Source organism: Streptomyces sp. 8K308 (genome assembly GCF_004348315.1).
In the GTDB taxonomy this organism is placed as follows: Bacteria; Actinomycetota; Actinomycetes; order Streptomycetales; family Streptomycetaceae; genus Streptomyces.
Window position 1 is genome coordinate 1 of sequence record NZ_SMKC01000601.1, and the last position, 1,670, is coordinate 1,670.

Sequence of the window (1,670 nt, forward strand, 5' to 3'; positions counted from 1 at the left end):
CACCATCGACGCGCTGCGCGCCCACGTCCGCGAGCGGCTCCCGCTGCTCCCCACCCCCGCCGACGCGCCCGTCGAACGCCACGTCCAGGAGCTCCGCGTCACCTCGGGGCCGCACGCCGCGGCCGCCGCCCACGACGAACTGGTCAACCGGCCGCTGCCCCGCCCGGATGACCCCTGGGACGTCTGGCTCGTCCACGGCTTCGGCACCGACCGCCACCTGCTGTGCTACCGCGCCCACCACGCGCTGCACGACGGCCTCACCGTGGCCAGGATCGGCCGGCTGCTGTTCGGCACCGCACCGGCCGGGCCCGCCGTCCCTCGCCCGCCGGCCACTCGGCCGCCGTTCGGGGCCCGCGTCGCCGGCCTCACCCGCGTCACCAGGGACGCCGCCCAACTGCTGCGCCCCGCCCCGCGCCGCCCCCTGCTCGACCTGCCGCGCAAGAACGAACGCCTGCTCGCCACGACCACCGTGCCCGTCGGCCAACTGCGCTCCGCCGCCGGCCGCCTCGGCTGTTCGGTGCTCGACGTCCACCTCGCCGCCCTCTCCCGCGCCGCCGAACGCTTCGACCCCACCGGCTGGACCGGCGAGGGCTGGCGCGCCAGGGGCTTCGGCCTGCCGGTCGCCCTCGGACACGACACCGGCCGGCCCTATGTCGGCAACCGCTTCACCATCGCCCTCATCCCCGTGCCGTGGCGGGAGCCCGACCTCGCCCGACGCGCCCAGTTGATCGCCCGTCACACCGCCCGTCTCAAGCCCAGATCCACCCGGTGGGCCCACGGCGCCACCCTCGGCCGGCTCGGACCGCGCGGCGTCAGCGCCCTCACGAGCCGGGTCTTCGCCCGCGCCGGCCTCCAGACCACCGTGATCACCGCCGCCGCCGACCTGGGCCACGAAGGACGCGAGCCGTTGCGGGTCACCCCCATCAGCTGCCTGCCGGCCCATCTGCCCTGCCTGCCCGCCCTCGTCGTCTGGCGCTCCCAGGCCACCTGCGCCTTCACGGCCGACGCCGCCCTCCCCGAGGCCCGCGAGCTGGCGGAGCACTGGCGGGCCGCGCTCGCCGACCTCGCCCTCGTCCCGACCCAGCGGGACCAGGACCGGTGAGCCGCCCACGATGCCCGTCTACCGCGCCACCCGCGCCCTGATGCGGCTGGCCGCCGCCACCGCCTGTCCCACCACCGTCGAGGGCCTCGACCACCTGCCGCGTACCGGACCCGTGCTGCTGGCCGGGAACCACCTCGCCGCCTGCGACACCTTCTTCCTGATGGCCGCCGTCCCCCGGCGCCTGGTCTTCTTCGGAAAACGCGAGTACTTCACCGGCCCAGGGCCGCGCGGCCGCGCCGTCGCCGCCTACTGCCGGCGCCTCGGCTTCCAGCCCGTCGACCGCCGCGGCGGCCCGCCCGCCGCCCGCCGGTTCGTGGCCTCCGGCGTCGCCGTCCTGGCCGCCGGGGGCGCCCTCGCCATCTACCCCGAGGGCACCAGGTCCCCCGACGGCCGGCTGCACCGCGGCCGGCCCGGCACCGCCGGCATCGCCCTCACCTCGGGCGCCCCGCTGGTGCCGTTCGGCATCACCGGCACCGACCTGGTCCAGCCGATCGGCTCCACCCTGCTCCGCCCGCACCGCGTCCGGATCCGCTTCGGCCACCCCCTCGACTACGCCGCCCTGCGAGAC

General features: G+C 77.4%; 2 protein-coding genes. Both read left to right on the plus strand.

The window, feature by feature from the left end; translation table 11 throughout:
* The coding region (locus E1265_RS36055) for a wax ester/triacylglycerol synthase domain-containing protein (RefSeq protein ID WP_132935151.1) at positions 1 to 1,102 on the plus strand (1,102 nt) is incomplete at its 5' end.
* Positions 1,103 to 1,112: 10 nt separating this feature from the next.
* Positions 1,113 to 1,670: lysophospholipid acyltransferase family protein (locus E1265_RS36060; protein ID WP_132935152.1), on the plus strand; the 558-nt coding region annotated here is incomplete at its 3' end.